We start from the raw sequence: 14,433 nt of genomic DNA, 5'->3' as shown, positions 1-14,433 counted from the left end.
AAGCGTGCACCCGGCACGCGGGCGCACCGCACCGACCCCCTCTACGCCTCCCTGACCCATTCCCGCATCGCCCTGACCGCTGCCAGCCTCGGCGACAAGAGCAGGGCCCTGCGTGCCGTCGACCGAGCCCACGCTGCCTACGACCGCGCGACCTGGCCGAGGCCCGGCCCTCCTCCGTCGCCTTCTGCACTCGGGGCGAACTCCACGGCCTGACCGGCATCACCCACTACCGTCTCGGCGATCCGGAAAAGGCCGAGTTCCCTACCCATCGGTGCATCGCAGACCTCCGTATCGACCAGCACCGCAACCGTGCTTACTACCTGTCCCGGGCCGCCCTCGCCCAAGTCGCGCAAGGCGACGTCGAGCAGGCCGTGGCCACTGCCACCCGTGTCATTGAGCCGACCGGTGCCGACGCCGGCCGCGTCCCCCACCTGCTCGGCAGCTTCACCTCCTCCCTCAACCAGGCAGCCCCTCAGTCGGCCATCACCCGAGACTGGAACGACCGCACCCGTACCGCCTGAACCCCGCGCCACAAGGAGCACCATGTCGGCCTCGGAGATCACCCTTCACCGCTACGGCACCGACCAGCTGTCCACCATCCGCCCCACCCTGGTCGGCGTATATGCCGAAGTGTACGAGAACGAGATCGACGAGGACCCGTTCTTCTCGGTCGACCGCTTCGAGGGCCGCCTGACCGGTCACTCCGCCCGACCCTCCTGGGAGGCCGTGGTCGCCTACGACGGTGGCGAGGCCGCCGGCTACGCGTACGCCGCTCCCCTGCCTGAGAACACCGGCTGGTGGGCCCACATGCTCCAGTCCCTCCCCGCAGTCGACACTGCCGAGGACGGCACCCGAACCATCGCCCTCTTTGAGATCATGGTCCGTGCTCCTTGGCGAGGGACCGGCCTGGCCCAGCGCATCCACGAGGAACTGCTGGCCGGCCGTACCGAGGAACGCGTCACTCTCCTCGTCGAGCCGGGCCACCCGAAGGTGAGGGACCTCTACCAGAGTTGGGGGTACCAGCACATCGGCGACCAGCAGCCATTCCCTGACGCGCCCATCTACGCCACCATGCTCCGCACCCTTCGGTAGGGGCGCCTGACTGCCCGCTCCCTCGCCCGCGAACTGGGCCCGTACGGCGTCTGCATCAACACGGTCATGCCCGCCGCCATCCAGGTCGAGGCCGAGAACTCCGTCCCCGCACAGCACCGCGCGCCCGGAGGACCAGATCAAGCGACAGTGCGTCCCTCGCCGTGGACGGCCCGAAGACGTCGCGGCCCTGGTGGCGTTCCCCGTGGGCCCCTCCGCCTCGTTCATCACTGGCCAATCCGTCCACGTCGGTGGCGGCTGGCTGCTGCACCGAGACCGTCAACAAGCAAGGAGACAGACCGAAATGATCGAACGAGTCCGCGCCGTCCTCGTCACCGCTCACGACACGATGCTGGTCATCCGCCGCACCAAGCCCGGCATCCCCGTGTACTGGGTCCTGCCCGGCGGCGGCGTCGAACCCAGCGACGAGTCCCGGGAGGCCGCCCTTCACCGGGAGATCCACGAGGAGATCGCGGGGAAGGCCGACATCGTCCGGCTCCTCCACATGATGGAGTCCGTCGACGAGCGTCAGCTCTTCTACCTCGCCCGCATCGCCACCTGGTCCTTCGAGGACCGCACCGGTCCCGAGTTCAGCGCCGAAGGCCGCGGCGAGTACGCGCTGGAGGAGGTCCCGCTGACCGTCGAGGGCCTCGACGGCATCGACCTCAAGCCCGAGGAGATCGCCCACGTCCTCCGGGGCGCCATCGGCGCCGGCGCCCTTCAGACGGAGGCTGCGAAGTAGCTTCCGGATCGGTGGACTTGTCGTCGGGGACCGACACCGAAGTGCGTCGGCCCCGACGGTGCCTGCGGTGCACTGTGGCTGCTGCCAACATGGCTCCGGACTCGGCGTACACCACTGGGCCGTGGAAGGAGCCCTCTCGCGAGCCGCGTACCGGCCACGGCGGCACCGACCGCCGTGGGGGAGGGGGCCACTCGGCGCGACAGCGGCGAGCAGATGGTCGGCGGAGGCCGCGCTCACTGCGCGGTCTCCTGATCCGGCGTCCAGATGCCCCTTCGCCGTATCGCAGACCGACTGCGGAGCGGTACCGGTGTCTGCGGAGCCGCCGCACGGACGGCGTTCTGTGGCGCGCACCCGTGCTGGCGCGTTTGACAGTCTCGGGGGTGCGGCGCCTACTGAGAGTGAGGCCTCGGCCCGGCATTTCCTGTTGCCGCCTGCTTGCGGTGGCGGTGCCGCTGATGGGCCGTCGCCGCCCGTCCGTCCGTCGGGCGCGTTCACCCTGGCCTCGGTTGTGGAGCGGCCGGTCCGCCCGTGGAATACCTCGCGAAGGGTGCGCAAGATGATGCGTGATGTGCGTATGCGCGGCTGGATCGAGGCGATCGCCGCCGCGATCAGCGGAATTCTTCTCATCGTGACCCTGGTCTGGCGCGACTGGATCGAAGAAGTCTTCGGGGTCGACCCGGACCAGCACAGCGGGGCGCTCGAATGGGTCATCGTCGCGCTCGCCGCCTGCGCCACGCTCACGTTCTCGCTGCTCGCGCGCGGTGAATGGCGCAGGGCCAAGGCGCTGCAGCCGCGCACGGAGTGAGCTGATCAGCAGGAACCGGAGGCTGTCAGATGTCGAACGAGAAGCGGACCGAGGGTCCCCCGTACGTGGCGCAGGAAGCGAATGTGGGGCATGCCCGCAAGCCGAAGTCCCTGGCGAAGCCCGGAAAGCGGGCCAGGGCCCTGGCCGAGTCGGCGGAGGGCACGCCGACACCCGAGGAGCTCGACGCCCGCGAGGAGAAGGTCAGCCGACGTCGCAAGCCGATGGGCCCCACTCAGGACCAGGTGCCCGAAACCATTCCTCAGGAGCTCGACGAGCCCGAGGAGCAGTGACGGAGGACAGCAGTCATGGCTCAGGTCCGCCTCATCAAGAACATCGGCCTCGACGACAACGCCACCGGCATCCAGACCGGCACCATCCACGAGCCGACCGTCGCGACATCCCACGACAACATCTTCATCACCGGCAACTGGTTCGCCGGCCGCAGCACCGACAACGGCGCGGGATGGACCCTGGTCGATCCGTTCACCACGCTGCCCTCTGCGGCGGGCGGCTTCTGCTGCGACCAGATCGTCCTCTACGAACCCAGCCGGGACCTCTGGATCTGGATCCTCCAGTACAGCGCCAAGGCGGGCAGCAACGTCTTCCGCGTTGCTTACGCCCCAGGTGACGACCCGACCGCATGGAAATGGCAGGACTTCAGCCCGCGGGACCTGGACCACTCGTGGACGGACATGTGGTTCGACTACCCGGACGCAGCGCTGAGTTCGAACCACCTCTACATCACCTTCAACGCCTTCAACGCGGCAGGGAACTGGCAGCGCGCCTTCGCCTTCAAGCTGCCCCTCGACGCGCTCAAGGCCGCTACCGAGCTGACGTACCAGTGGTGGACGACGACGCAGAACGGTTCCCTGCGGCTCACCCAGGGCGCGGTCGGCAGCATGTTCTTCGCCAGCCACAACGGCGGCCGGACCCTCAGGGTGCACGGCTGGCCCGACGCCTCGAACACGGTGGGTTCGTTCGATGTGCAGGTGAGCCCGTGGACCCCCGATCCGTTCTCCGCCCCCGGACCCGGCGGCGTCGAGTGGCTCACCCGTACCGACTCGCGCATCACCGGCGGCTGGGTGAGCGGCACCCGCGCGGGCTTCCTGTGGACGGCCGGTCCCCGATCCGGACGACCCATGCCGTACGTCAAGGGCGCGGTCGTCGACGTGACCACGCAGGCCTTGGTGGAGGAGCCCGACATCTGGAGCCAGGAGTCCGCGTACGCCCAGCCGGCGGCCTGCCCGAACGCCCAGGGAATCGTCGGCGTCACCCTGTTCCTCGGCGGTGGTCCCCGGCATCCCTCGCATGTGGTGGGCTTCCGCGACGGCGGTGAATGGCGGCTGGCCGTCACCGGTACGAGCACACACGGCCCCCTGGGGGGCAAGTGGGGCGACTACCTCACGTGTCACCGCCATGATCCGAATTCCTCGGAGTGGGTGGCCTCCGGCTACACCCTCCAGGGCGGCTTCGACCGCCGCAACGTGGAACCGCGGTACGTGCACTTCGGCATCGGCAGCTGAACCGGTGTGGGCACGGCACTCGGGGCGGTGCGGGCGCCGCGCCGCCCACCCCGCCGTCCAGCAGAGCGGAGGTACGGCTCGAAACCTGGAGGCCGGTCGAGGGCACCGATCCCCGTTGGCCCGCCGCTGTGTCCAGCCAACTGGACCGATAGCCGTGGAAGGTGGACGGAGTCGGCTCAGAGTCCGATGCCGGCGGTGGCGAACACGGGGACGTAGACGCCGATGTTGTCGCCGCCGTTGGCGAAGGTCACGGCTGCAACCGCCATGGTGGTCGGCCCGCCCTGTGGGGCCTCGCCGTCGTCGTCTCCGTCTTCGTTGCGGTGCTTCCATGCCTGCCAGGCGGCCTTCAGGCCCAAGGCGAGGGGGAGGAGACCGAGGTAGGGGATGGCCGACTGCGGCAGGAATGTGGCGCCGAAGGCTGCGGCCACGGCCACGGCCACGGCCACGGCCACGGCTACGGCTACGGCCAGGATCGCGGTGAAGCCGAGGTACTGGCCGAGCACGATTTTGCGGGTGGAGCCGCGGTGTCCGGCGCCCTGGGCGAAGAACAGCGCCAGGATCAGGACGCTCGCGGACATCTACCGCTACCCGACGCAGCACTTCGACGTCCATCACCGCCAGCTCACGCTGAACAGCAGTGACGGGCGTGGCGGGAGGGCTGAGGTCAGCTGATCCGCGGGCTGCGGCGCTCCAACAGCACCACGTCACGCCACGCGCCGTGGTGGCGGCCGATGCGCTCGCGGGTGCCGATGATCCGGAATCCGGCCCTCTGGTGGAGGGCCAGGCTCGCGCGGTTCTCGGGGAAGATGCCGGACTGGATCGTCCAGATCCCCGCGGTCTCCGTCGAGCCGATCAGCGCGGTGAGGAGCCGCATGGCGACCCCTTGCCCGCGGGCGGCGGGGTGGACGTAGACGGAGTGCTCGACCACACCCGCGTACGCGCACCGGTCCGAGACGGCGCTCGCCGCGACCCAGCCGAGGACCTTGCCGTCCGCGCCGACGGCGGCGAAGCGGTGCTCCGGCAGCTTGCCGGCCTCGAACGCCCGCCAGGTCGGGGCGGTGGTCTCGAAGGTGGCGTTGCCCTCGTCGATCCCCGCCTGGTAGATCGCCAGGACCTGATCCGCGTGCGCTTCGGCCAGCGGCGCGATGGTGATGCTCATACGGCGGCCGCGCGGGTCAGGAGCTGTCCCATGGCGGCGAGCACGGCGGGCTCGACCCGGTAGTACACCCAGGTGCCGCGCCGCTCGGAGGACAGCAGCCCGGCTTCCCGGAGCTTCTTGAGGTGGTGGGAGACCGTCGGTTGGGATACGCCGACGTCGGAGATGTCGCACACGCAGGCCTCGCCGCCCTCGTGGGAGGCGACCAGCGAGAACAGGCGCAGGCGGACCGGGTCGCCCAGGGCCTTGAACATGACGGCGGTCCGCTCGGCCTCCTCGGCCGTCAGCGGGCGCTCCGACAGGGGCGGGCAGCACGCCGCCACGGCTTCCGGCTCCAGCAACGGCAACACCTTCGTAGTCATGCCTCCATCATCGGAGAAATTTCGATGGATGTCTATGTTGACGAACGTCGATCCAAGGTCCACTCTAGAGGCGTCAGGACATCGACAAACGTCAAATCAACCGGGGAGCCCGCTGTGAACGCCACCACTGAGACCCTGCCCGTCGTCGTGATCGGCGCCGGCCCGATCGGACTCGCAGCGGCCGCCCGCCTCATCGAGCGGGACATCGAGCCCCTGGTCCTGGAGGCCGGACCGGCCGCCGCGTCCGCCGTGCGCGACTGGTCTCACGTACGCCTCTTCTCCACCTGGTCCGAGGTGGTCGACCCTGAGGCCGAGAAGCTCCTCGCCCCCACCGGCTGGGTGAAGCCGGACGGCGCCACGTACCCGTCCGGCGGTGACTGGGCCGAGCTCTACCTCCAGCCCCTGGCCGATGTCCTCGGCGACCGCGTCCGCTACAACGCGACCGTCACCGGGGTCTCGCGCACTGGCCGCGACCGCATCGTCGACGCCGACCGCGAGAGCCAGCCCTTCGTCGTCCACCTCACCAGCCCTGAGGGCCGTGAGGAGCGGATCTTCGCCCGCGCCGTGATCGACGCCTCAGGAACCTGGTCCACCCCCAGCCCCGCTGGCGGCAGCGGCCTGCACGCACTCGGCGAGAAGAGCGCGGCCGACCGCATCACCTACCGCGTCCCCGACCTCAAGGACCCCGCCGTCCGCACCCGGTACGCCGGCAAGCGCACCGCCGTCATCGGCTCCGGCGCCTCCGCCTTCACCGCGCTCGCCTACCTTGCCGATCTTGCCAAGGCGGAGGACGGCACCGGGACGCACGCCACCTGGATCCTCCGACGCGGGATCTCCGGCTCCACCTTCGGCGGCGGCACCGCCGACCAGCTGCCCGCCCGCGGCGCCCTCGGCCTCGCGGCCAAGGCTGCCGTCGACGGCGGGTACGCCGACGCGGTCACCGGTTTCCGCACCGACGCCATCGAGAAGACCGGGGACGGCCGCCTGGTCCTGGTCGGTGAGGACGGCCGTCGCCTGGACCCGGTGGACGAGGTCATCGTCCTGACCGGCTTCCGCCCCGACCTGACCTTCCTCGACGAACTCCGCCTCGGCCTCGACGAACGACTCCAGGCCCCGGTCGAGCTCGCTCCGCTGATCGACCCCAACCAGCACTCCTGCGGCACCGTCTACCCCCACGGGGCGGGCGAGCTCTCCCACCCGGAGGAGGACGTCTACCTGGTGGGCATGAAGTCCTACGGTCGGGCCCCGACGTTCCTGGCCATGACCGGCTACGAGCAGGTCCGCTCCGTCGCCGCAGCCCTTGCCGGCGACCGCGAGGCCGCCGAGCGTGTCGAACTCACCCTTCCCGAGACCGGAGTGTGCGGCGGCGCGGGCCTGTTCGACCAGCCCGAGGCCGCCGAAGAGGCCGGTGGCGGCTGCTGCGCCGCCCCGGCCACCCTCACCATCGGCGCCCCCACCTCCTCCGGCGGCTGCTGACCACGGTGTCCAACACCAAGGCCGGAGCGGGAGCGGCCGTGACCGGAACGGGGGTCCGGTCACGGCCGCGCGCCGTACTCCCAGCCCTCTGCGCCACGCAGATCACCAGCTGGGGCATCGTCTACTACGCCTTCCCCGTACTCCTCCCGCGCCTGACCGCCGACACAGGCTGGTCCGCCAACGCGACCACCGGCGCCTTCTCCCTCGCCTTGCTCGTCTCCGCCCTGGTCGGAATCCCCGTCGGCCGGATCCTCGACCGCCGAGGTCCCCGAGCGGTGATGACCGCCGGATCAGGCATGGGCGTGCTCGCCGTCCTGACCATCGCCGCCGCCCCCAACCTGCCCGTCTTCTTCCTCGGTTGGATCCTGGCCGGAATCGCGATGGCGGCTACCTTCTATCCGCCCGCCTTCGCGGCCGTCACCCGCTGGTGGGGACCGGACCGGGTCCGGGCGCTGACCATCGTCACCCTGGCGGGCGGCCTGGCCTCCACGGTCTTCGCGCCGCTCGCCGCCACCCTCGCCGAACATCTCAGCTGGCGGCAGACCTATGCCGTCCTCGCCCTCATCCTGGCCGCGATCACCATCCCCGCCCACGCGCTGGCCCTGCGAGCCCGCTGGCCCCCGGCACCTCCGGTCCCGCCCACCACCGACCGCACGCCGGTAGCCAAGACCCGCCCCTTCCTCACGCTCGCGGCGGCTTTCACCCTCTCCGGCTTCGCCATGTACGCCGTCGTCATCGGCCTGATCCCGCTCCTCACCGAACGCGGCGCCGACGCCACAACAGCCGCCTGGGCCCTGGGACTCGGCGGCGCGGGCCAGACGCTTGGTCGCACCCTCTACGCGAGCCTGGCCGGCCATACCTCGGTCACCGCCCGTACGGTGACCCTCATCGCCCTTGGCGGCGCCACCACTGCAGCGCTCGCCCTCGTCCCGGGCCCCCTGCCCCTGCTGGTCGTCCTCGCCGTCCTGGCAGGAGTCGTTCGCGGCAACCTAACCCTGCTCCAGGCCACCGCCGTCACCGACCGCTGGGGCACCGCCCACTACGGCCGACTCTCGGGACTCCTCGCTGCCCCCGCCCACATCGCCGCCGCCCTCGCCCCCTGGGCCGGTGCCGCCCTGGCCGGCCCTCTCGGCGGCTACCCCCAGCTCTTCGGGCTGCTCGCGGTGGTCTCCGGCGTGGCCGCGTGCCTCGCAGGGTGGGGGCGGAGCGACGTGAAATCAGCCCCGTGAGCCGCCGTTTCCCGCGAATCACTCAGATCACCACCTCGTCCCTTGTGCACCTCGACGGCAAGGGCCACGTCTAGTCGCATGATCGGCCGGACAGGACCTGGCCCGGCAGTGTCCGCCCGGCGGGGAACGTCGGCGGAGTGGAAGACAAAACAAAAATCAACGATCAACTACTTACGTGAGTCACTAGACCACCAGGGGGAATCGAGGGGGAATTGACGGCGTCCGGCGCCGTGGCCGGAGGCCAGCGAACGGCCCCTTCCGATAGATACCGCCCATGATCATTGCCAACTGCAGCGGATCGGCGGCCTGCCGTCGATCTGTGCGCGGGGCGGGATGTCCGTCGCGAGTGGAAGGGGGAAGCCCATGTCGTCGAGACCGGTTCTCCGCGTGAATCGACGTGTGCTGCGCGCAGCGCGAGAGTGGTCGCGCACGGCGGTCGTCGCACTCACCGTGACACTGACCATCGCCGCCACGGCTACCGGGGCGACCGCCGAGCCGCAGCCCAACGTCCCGCCCGCGGCCAGCAGCTCCTCGCAGCCGGCCGTTGAGGGGCAGGAGGAGACGCGGGTACAGCCGGATGGCCAGGTGGACACGCGGACCCTGCCCAAGCCGAGGCGCGCCGTCGGGGAGGAAGCGGAGCCCCTCCTGCCCGCCCCGAAGCTCGCGCGTGAGGCGAAGCGCGTGCCCAGCCTGCCCGTCGCGACAGGGGCCTTGGTCCCGAAGGCGGCCGCGGGCGCCGCGTCCCCGAAGGCGGTGCCGTCCTCGGCCGTCCTCGAGCGGCTGAAGACCTTCTCGACGCTCGGGAACGTGAACAGCCGCATCCCCTCCGACACGCAGCTCGCGGTGGGGCCCACGCGCATCGTCCAGATGGTCAACCGCACCGGTCAGGTCTACGACAAGGCCGGCAACACCGTGGGCAGCCCCTTCGATCTGGGCACCTTCTTCGGCTTCGGGATGAACACGGGTACCGACCCGCGGGTGCACTACGACGCTTCGGTGGGCCGCTTCTATGCGTCCTACGAGTCGAACGTGGCCGGCGGTGACGAGATCCAGCTCGCGGTCAGCGACGACGACGACCCGGTCGGCACCTGGACCCGCTACAACGTCGGCAGCAACACCTCGAACGTCCAGCACGACCAGCCCAAGCTCGGCTACAGCAACAACAAGGTCACGCTGAGCTGGAACAACTACAACAAGGCCGACGACTCCTTCCAGGGCGTGGTCACCGTGGTCGTCAACAAGGCGGAGTTGGTGGCCAGCGGCACCATCACCTTCACGACCTTCGCGCCCGACACGGGCAAGTTCCAGGTCGTTCCGGCCGTTTCGCTGTCGGGGATCGATGACCAGCTCGCGATGTGGCACGGCGAGAACAGCACGGACGTGCACGTGGTCACGATCACCGGTGTGCCCGGCGATCCGATGCAGCCGGTCGCCCAGAGCGACAACACCATCGCCATCGGCGCCGCCGACCCTCCGCCGATGGCCACCCAGCCGTCCGGCGGCGACGCCAGCATCAACACCAATGACAGCCGGATGCTGTCGGTCGCCTGGCAGAACAACCACCTCTGGGGCGTTTTCAACGTTTCGTGCACTCCACCCGGTGACACGGCGGCCCGCTCCTGCCAGCGCTTCCTCCACGTCTCGACCAGCGGGGGGCAGACCCTCGGGACCAACTTCAACCTCGGTCTCGTGGGCGGTCACCTCTACTACGGGTCGGTGGCGCTGAACGACGAGGACGATCTGTTCTCCGGCTTCACCGCCTCCTCTCCCACCATGTTCCCGACCGCGGTCGCGATCGGAGTTCCAGGCGGAAACTTCCCCGGGACGACGGTCGGCGACTTCTATGCCGCAGGCACGCAGGCCTACTCCGCCGGTTTCCGCTGGGGCGACTACACGGGCATTGCCCGTGACCCGAGCCACCCCAAGGACGTCTGGACGGTCCAGCAGATCGGCGGCCTGGCCGGCGGCGACTGGGGCACCGCGATGGACCGCGTCACGCTGTCCCCGCCCACCGTCACCGGTGTCAGCCCGAACCACGGGCCCGAACTGACGCCGTGCGTGAACACCGTGACGGTGACCGGTACGGAGTTCCCGACGAGCGGCACCACCGTCAAGTTCGGCTCCGTGGCCGCCACGAGCGTGAGCGTCACCGGGCCGGAGCAGCTGACCGCGCAGGTGCCGCCGCAGACCCGGGGCACCGTGGACGTCACCGTGACCACCCCCAACGGCACCAGCCCGACCAGCGGCGCCGACCAGTACACGTACGACGCGGACACGTCCGCGCCGACCGCCTCCGCGAGCATCTCGCCGTCGCCGAACGGCGCCGGGTGGAACACCGTCGGCCCGGCGACGGTCAACATCAGCGCGGGTGACGGGTCCTGCGGCTCCGGCGTCCAGAAGATCACCTATAGTGCGAGCGGCGCCCAGCCGATCGCCTCCACCGACGTGTCCGGTGCGAGCGCCGCCGTGCCGATCACGGCGAACGGCGTGACCACGGTGACCTACACCGCCACCGACAACGCCGGCAACACGTCCGCGCCGCAGACGATCACCGTGCGGCTCGACACGGTGGCACCGTCGATCACCATCGTCCGACCGGCGGCTGGCACCTACCTCTACCGTCAGCCGGTCACCGCGTCCTACTCGTGCACGGATGCCACCTCCGGACTGGCGAGCTGCGTCGGCACGGTTCCCAACGGCAGCCCGGTCAACACCTCGACCCTCGGCTCGCACACGTTCACGGTGAACGCCAAGGACATCGCCACCAACCCGTCGACGAAGAGCGTCACCTACAACGTGGCGTACCGGATCTGCCTGCTCTACGACCCGACCCAGCCGGTCCGCCTGCTCGGCCAGGTCGTGCTCAGCCTGCGGATCTGTGACGCGAACGGCAACAACCTCTCCAGCTCGAACATCACGCTGACCTCCGTCCGGGTCACCGGCCCCGTCACGAGGCCCGTCACCGGACGGTTCACCTACAGCGCGCTGTTCTCCAACTACAGCCTCCCCGTCAGCACGCGGGGACTGCCGAACGGCAACTACAACCTCGAATTCACCATCAGCGGAGCGGACACCACGACCCACGTGGCCCCGTTCACGTTGCGCTGACACACTCCGCGCACACCGGCCCGGACCCGACCTCGGGTCCGGGCCCTCTGCTGCTCGCGCCCGAACCACGGCTCGATGTGTGGGCCGCCGACCGGGAGCCCGCGTGACCGAGCCGCAGCCGTCCAAGCCTCTTCTGTACGTCGTCGTTTGCGCTGCCGGGATCGCCGGGCTGATGGCATTAAGGGTGCGACCGTACGTGGTGGCTCGCATCGTTCCGCTTCCGAGGGTCCGGCGGGAGCCGACGCGATCTCTGCAGCGGCATCTCGATCTCGAGTCTCATGGGGATCAGGGTGCGGGCAGGTCTGGTCGAACGAATGCTGCTGACTCTACTGACGAGTAGAGATATTGGAGGAGAAGCCAGGACCTGCCGTCGAGCAGTGGAACATCACGCTCCGCACCCGTTCTGCCGGGGGCGGCGCGCTTGGACGCCTGCCGGACCCGTGTGTGCGGACCGTACGCGGGACGGGGCTGGGCAACAGGCTTGTCGTCATGACGCACCTCGTGAACCTGTTGGTCTTCCTCCTGTTCCTGGCCGTGTCGGTCATCGTCGGCCTCGGCGCCGGCTTCCCCGTGCACGCCAAAGGACTGTCATCCGTGGAGTCGATCTTCACGGCCTTCGGTTCGGCTGGTGCGACGCTCACGCTGTGCTGCGTGGTGTACGCCAGCTTCCGCGTCTGATCCCGGCGGCAGGGGGCCGGGATCGCGGCGGATGTCAATCGAGCGGTACGGCCGCGAGGCGGTCGACGGTCTGGGGGTAGAGCCGATTGCCGCGCTGGACGATCATCGTCGGGCCGTCGGGCATGTTCACGGCGCCCGCGGCGAGCGTCCACGCGACCCGGCGGGCCGCTACGTCCACCGCGACGACCGCCTGACCGGCGCCGCCGACCGCCGCGTAGAGCTCCCCGCGGAACGGGGCGGGAGCCGCCAGCATGGAGACGTACGCGCCCGGGTCGTGGGTCCACACCTTTTTCCCGGTCGACTCGTCGAAGGCCTGGAGCGCCCCGTCCGCGACGTACACCGAGCCGTTCACGCAGACGGGCGCGCTCAGCAGCTTCGTACCCTCCGGCTCCAGCTTCCAGGCCACCGCGCCCGTCACCAGGTCCACCGCAGTGATCCGCTCCTCGAAGTCGAAGACGTGGCGGTCCGAGGCGACCGGAGGGTTGATGCCTCCCGACTGGTTCGGCGACGCCGCCTCCTGGTCGGTGCGGACCCGGCAGGCCCACAGCAGGCGGCCGTCGCGCAGGTCGACGGCGAAGACGCGTGCGGGATCCGAGCAGATCAGGCGGCCGCCGGAGATGATCGCCGACATCATGAGCGCACCGTTCGAGTCCAGGACGGCGCCCTCGACGCGCGTGCGCCAGCGCAGTTTCCGGGCGCCCAGATCGTAGGAGAGCAGCCAGGCCTCCTCCTGCTGTCGCTGGTCGGCGGAGCGGAAGTACGCCTTCAGGTAGAGGCATTCGGCGTCCGCGGCGAGCAGCTGGGTGGTCTGGGCGAGGCCGCCCAGCACGGCCGGGTCGGCCGCGTCGCCGGGGAGGCGGCCGGAGCGCGGGTCCAGGAATCCCGCGCTCGCGTTGCCGTCGTCGTCGAAGACGAAGCCCACGAGGCGGTCTCCCGCCACGGCCACGTCGACCTTGGCGGTCTGGGTCTCCCACAGGATCCGGCCGTCGGCCGTCGAGATGCCTCGCAGGACGTCGCTCGTGTGGATCAGGACCTCGTCGGACGCGACGGCCGGGGCGGCGGAGAACGGGGACGGAACCGACCACACCGGGGCCGGCGGGGTGCCTGGCCGGCGGGAGCTCCGGCCGGGGCCGGGCGACGGCGTACGGTTCCCCGAGCCCGAGCCGGGGAGGTTCCCGGTGGCCCAGAGCGCCGAGGCGCCGCCCACGGCGGTGAGCGCGGCGGCCGCCGTGCCCGCGATCAGGGTGCGCCGGGAGAGCGCGCGGCGCGGGGCGGGGGCGCGCAGCGGGGCGGGGGCGAGGGTGGCGACGTCCCCGATCCGGCGGGACAGGTCGGCGAGGAGCGCCTGCGGCAGCAGGTCCGCGAACTCCCCGGGGTCGAACGGCCCCCACTCGTCCCGCAGTCGGCCGGGGGCGGGCCGGTCGCCGGGCTCCGGTGACAGGCAGGCGGTGAGCGTCTCGCGCAGCCCGTCCGGCAGGCCCGTCAGGTCGGGGTCGGCGCCGTCCCGCAGCAGTTCGAGGGTGCTCTGCCGACCGCGGGCGTCGTAGGGGCCGTGACCGGTCGAGGCGAACACCAGGACCGCCGCGAGGGCGAACACGTCACCTTCCGGGCCGGGCGGTCCCCCGCGCGCCTGCTCGGGTGACATGTACGCCGGTGTGCCCGCGAGCCCCCCGGCCTCCGTGAGGCGGGGGCTGCCCGGGGCCTGGGCGAGCCCGAAGTCGATGAGCCGCGGGCCCTGCGCGGTGATCAGTACGTTCGACGGCTTGACGTCCCGGTGGACGAGCCCGGCACGGTGCAGGGCGGCGAGGGCGGCGGCGAGCGCGGAGCCGAGTCCGCGGACGACCGGTTCCGGCAGCGGCCCCCCGGCCACCACCGCCTCGGTCAGCGAGGGCCCGATGAGGTACGCCGTGGCCAGCCAGGGCCGGGCCGTGTCGGGGTCGGCGCCGAGGAAGGCCGCGGTGTGCTCCGCTCCCAGGGCCCGCGCGGCCTCGGCCTCCAGGGTCAGCCGCTGACGGTAGCCGGGCTGGTCGCGCAGGTCGGACCGGACGGTCTTGACCGCGGCGAGGCGGCCACCGGTGGTGCGGGCCAGGAAGACGGTCCCCATGCCGCCGCCGCCCAGCCGGCCGAGCAGGGTGTACTCCCCGAGCCGCTCGGGATCGTCGGGCAGCAGGGGCAGGAGCGTGGACATGACCGGTGGACTCCTTCGGGGCGGACGGGCGTATCTGTGAGTGGCTCGCGCGTGCGTGCGTGCGTCGGCGGGGGCCG

The 14,433-nt window shown here is 70.8% G+C and carries 14 protein-coding genes; 10 read left to right on the top strand and 4 right to left on the bottom strand.

Going from position 1 to position 14,433, the window contains the following annotated elements; translation table 11 throughout:
- Window positions 1–371: 371 nt before the first annotated feature.
- The 6 genes from K7B10_RS07430 (at window position 372) to K7B10_RS07405 (ending at window position 4,159) form a co-directional block, all read left to right on the top strand.
- A complete protein-coding gene (locus K7B10_RS07430) occupies window positions 372–521 on the top strand; it encodes a hypothetical protein (RefSeq protein WP_229335151.1) in 150 nt (49 codons plus the stop codon).
- Window positions 522–543: 22 nt separating this feature from the next.
- Window positions 544–1,092 (top strand): GNAT family N-acetyltransferase, encoded by a 549-nt coding sequence (locus K7B10_RS07425; RefSeq protein ID WP_229335150.1) that lies wholly within the window; start codon window positions 544–546, stop codon window positions 1,090–1,092.
- A 301-nt stretch (window positions 1,093–1,393) separates the two neighbouring features.
- Complete coding sequence (locus K7B10_RS07420; RefSeq protein ID WP_229335149.1) at window positions 1,394–1,831, top strand: NUDIX hydrolase; 438 nt, start codon at window positions 1,394–1,396, stop codon at window positions 1,829–1,831.
- 556 nt (window positions 1,832–2,387) lie between these two features.
- Window positions 2,388–2,636 (top strand): ABC transporter permease, encoded by a 249-nt coding sequence (locus K7B10_RS07415; RefSeq protein WP_229344821.1) that lies wholly within the window; start codon window positions 2,388–2,390, stop codon window positions 2,634–2,636.
- A 29-nt stretch (window positions 2,637–2,665) separates the two neighbouring features.
- The gene (locus tag K7B10_RS07410) at window positions 2,666–2,926 is read left to right on the top strand and encodes a hypothetical protein (RefSeq protein WP_229335148.1); all 261 of its coding nucleotides are present in this window, start codon (window positions 2,666–2,668) and stop codon (window positions 2,924–2,926) included.
- A 15-nt stretch (window positions 2,927–2,941) separates the two neighbouring features.
- Window positions 2,942–4,159 (top strand): hypothetical protein, encoded by a 1,218-nt coding sequence (locus K7B10_RS07405; RefSeq protein ID WP_229335147.1) that lies wholly within the window; start codon window positions 2,942–2,944, stop codon window positions 4,157–4,159.
- Between the two features lie 176 nt (window positions 4,160–4,335).
- On the opposite strand, the gene K7B10_RS07400 is transcribed toward K7B10_RS07405, so the two are convergent.
- The 3 genes from K7B10_RS07400 to K7B10_RS07390 all read right to left on the bottom strand — a co-directional run bounded on the left by K7B10_RS07400 (window position 4,336) and on the right by K7B10_RS07390 (window position 5,677).
- Window positions 4,336–4,737, bottom strand: a complete 402-nt coding sequence (locus K7B10_RS07400; protein ID WP_229335146.1) for a cadmium resistance transporter — start codon at window positions 4,735–4,737, stop codon at window positions 4,336–4,338.
- A gap of 86 nt (window positions 4,738–4,823) precedes the next feature.
- Window positions 4,824–5,318 (bottom strand): GNAT family N-acetyltransferase, encoded by a 495-nt coding sequence (locus K7B10_RS07395; RefSeq protein ID WP_229335145.1) that lies wholly within the window; start codon window positions 5,316–5,318, stop codon window positions 4,824–4,826.
- Entirely contained in the window at window positions 5,315–5,677 is a 363-nt protein-coding gene (locus K7B10_RS07390; RefSeq protein WP_229335144.1) for an ArsR/SmtB family transcription factor, read from the bottom strand. The genes K7B10_RS07395 and K7B10_RS07390 overlap by 4 nt, the downstream gene beginning before the upstream one ends.
- Before the next feature lie 114 nt (window positions 5,678–5,791).
- On the opposite strand from K7B10_RS07390, the gene K7B10_RS07385 reads away from it, so the two are divergent.
- The 4 genes from K7B10_RS07385 to K7B10_RS07370 all read left to right on the top strand — a co-directional run bounded on the left by K7B10_RS07385 (window position 5,792) and on the right by K7B10_RS07370 (window position 12,168).
- A complete protein-coding gene (locus K7B10_RS07385) occupies window positions 5,792–7,153 on the top strand; it encodes an NAD(P)-binding domain-containing protein (protein WP_229335143.1) in 1,362 nt (453 codons plus the stop codon).
- Between the two features lie 5 nt (window positions 7,154–7,158).
- Window positions 7,159–8,382: an MFS transporter gene (locus tag K7B10_RS07380; protein ID WP_229335142.1), complete on the top strand. Its 1,224-nt coding sequence runs from the start codon at window positions 7,159–7,161 to the stop codon at window positions 8,380–8,382.
- Between the two features lie 399 nt (window positions 8,383–8,781).
- The gene (locus K7B10_RS07375) at window positions 8,782–11,490 is read left to right on the top strand and encodes an OmpL47-type beta-barrel domain-containing protein (protein WP_229335141.1); all 2,709 of its coding nucleotides are present in this window, start codon (window positions 8,782–8,784) and stop codon (window positions 11,488–11,490) included.
- A 489-nt stretch (window positions 11,491–11,979) separates the two neighbouring features.
- Window positions 11,980–12,168: a hypothetical protein gene (locus K7B10_RS07370; protein WP_229335140.1), complete on the top strand. Its 189-nt coding sequence runs from the start codon at window positions 11,980–11,982 to the stop codon at window positions 12,166–12,168.
- A gap of 34 nt (window positions 12,169–12,202) precedes the next feature.
- Here K7B10_RS07370 and K7B10_RS07365 read toward each other — a convergent pair whose 3' ends face one another.
- Window positions 12,203–14,356, bottom strand: coding sequence for a serine/threonine-protein kinase (locus K7B10_RS07365; protein WP_229335139.1), 2,154 nt, complete (start codon window positions 14,354–14,356; stop codon window positions 12,203–12,205).
- Between the last annotated feature and the right edge of the window lie 77 nt (window positions 14,357–14,433).

The sequence above is a fragment of the Streptomyces flavotricini genome (assembly GCF_020639365.1).
GTDB classification, from domain to species: Bacteria; Actinomycetota; Actinomycetes; order Streptomycetales; family Streptomycetaceae; genus Streptomyces; species Streptomyces flavotricini.
The sequence above is the reverse complement of the archived record's forward strand: the minus strand, read 5'-3'. Positions and strand labels throughout refer to the sequence as shown.

Coding starts and splice junctions, on each gene's coding strand:
- K7B10_RS07425 (WP_229335150.1), top strand. CDS start 544: ATGTCGGCCTCGGAGATCACCCTTCACCGCTACGGCACCGACCAGCTG.
- K7B10_RS07420 (WP_229335149.1), top strand. CDS start 1,394: ATGATCGAACGAGTCCGCGCCGTCCTCGTCACCGCTCACGACACGATG.
- K7B10_RS07415 (WP_229344821.1), top strand. CDS start 2,388: ATGATGCGTGATGTGCGTATGCGCGGCTGGATCGAGGCGATCGCCGCC.
- K7B10_RS07410 (WP_229335148.1), top strand. CDS start 2,666: ATGTCGAACGAGAAGCGGACCGAGGGTCCCCCGTACGTGGCGCAGGAA.
- K7B10_RS07405 (WP_229335147.1), top strand. CDS start 2,942: ATGGCTCAGGTCCGCCTCATCAAGAACATCGGCCTCGACGACAACGCC.
- K7B10_RS07400 (WP_229335146.1), bottom strand. CDS start 4,737: ATGTCCGCGAGCGTCCTGATCCTGGCGCTGTTCTTCGCCCAGGGCGCC.
- K7B10_RS07395 (WP_229335145.1), bottom strand. CDS start 5,318: ATGAGCATCACCATCGCGCCGCTGGCCGAAGCGCACGCGGATCAGGTC.
- K7B10_RS07390 (WP_229335144.1), bottom strand. CDS start 5,677: ATGACTACGAAGGTGTTGCCGTTGCTGGAGCCGGAAGCCGTGGCGGCG.
- K7B10_RS07370 (WP_229335140.1), top strand. CDS start 11,980: ATGACGCACCTCGTGAACCTGTTGGTCTTCCTCCTGTTCCTGGCCGTG.
- K7B10_RS07365 (WP_229335139.1), bottom strand. CDS start 14,356: ATGTCCACGCTCCTGCCCCTGCTGCCCGACGATCCCGAGCGGCTCGGG.